At 75.8% G+C, this 1,159-nt stretch carries 2 pseudogenes; both read right to left on the bottom strand.

The features are described 5' to 3' along the window. Positions 1-655, bottom strand: a pseudogene (locus QH283_RS08520) (hypothetical protein); the annotation flags it as partial. A gap of 276 nt (positions 656-931) precedes the next feature. Continuing rightward, positions 932-1,159, bottom strand: a pseudogene (locus QH283_RS08525) (hypothetical protein); the annotation flags it as partial.

Consider the following 1,159-nt stretch of genomic DNA (forward strand, 5'->3'; position numbering starts at 1 on the left):
GTGCCGGTCCGCCGGGAGGCGGGGCCGCGAAAGCCGGTGCGGGGGCGGCCGGTGGCGGCGCGAAGGCCGGGGCCGCGCCGTGGACCGGAGGCGCGCCCTCGGCGAAGCCCGGCCAAGCCCGTTGCTCCTGCTGCCACTTCCGCAGCGCGGAGTCGATGAGGGTGTGCACCGCCAGCTGCACACCGCCCCACTGCTCGCTGCCGGTGATCTGCCCCTCCACCGTCGCGCCGAGCCCGAGCGGGACGGCCACGAACTGGCGGACGGTGCCCTTGCCGGAGTTGATGCCGTCCAGCCAGGGCTGTTCCGGCAGCGGCACGTAGTTCTGCGGTTTGCGGACCAGCGTGTCCGACCACGGCTTGCCGGAGATCGCGCACACCTTCCCGATGCCGACCTTCAGCGCGGCGGGCGCGGCCGCCGAGAACCGCAGCCACATGGCTTCGCGCTGGTACACCGGCAACATCACCCCGCCCCGCTCCCGCCACTGCGCCGGAACGGTGCGCGGATAGTCGGCCACGCGCCGCAGCGGAAAAGTGCCTAGCCCGGGCGGCAACGGGAAGGTGCCCTTCTCGGGCAGGCGCAGGGTGCGGATGAAGGTCACCCGGACGCCGTCCGTCAGTTCCAGGGAATCGTCCACCAGCCTCGTCTGCGAGCCCACTGTTCCGCCTCTCCGCGCGCGGAACCGGTTCGATCGATCCGCTCGCCCCCGTGCGCGCCCGCGGGCCGGACGCTGCCCATGGTGCCCGGGGAAACGGGGCGTCGCAACGAATTCGGGGCGTCCCCGCGCCGCAGCACGCGCGAGGTGCGCACCGGGGCGGCGGCCCCAGGGGCGCCCGGTCCGCCCCGGCCGCGGCGACGCGCATGAAACCGCAGGTCAGGGGAAGTCCACAGGCGTCCGCGCTCTACGATGACCCCGGCACGCCCCGCTGTTTCGTCACCGGCCCGAGCACACCGCGCTGGAGGAGTTGAGGTCCATGGTCCGTCGGCTCGTGCCAGGGGTGATGGTCGTGGCGGCGCGGACCCGTCCGGCCGCTGTCGTGTCGTCGGCCGTTGCCGTGTCGCTGGCCGCGGGGGTGTTGCTCGCCGGGGCGCCCGGCCCCCGGCCCGGGGCCCCCCCCCCGGGCCGGCCCCCCCCCCGCGCCCGGGCCGGGGGGGCGGGGTT

The sequence above is a fragment of the Nocardia farcinica genome, assembly GCF_029867845.1.
GTDB classification, from domain to species: domain Bacteria; phylum Actinomycetota; class Actinomycetes; order Mycobacteriales; family Mycobacteriaceae; genus Nocardia; species Nocardia farcinica_A.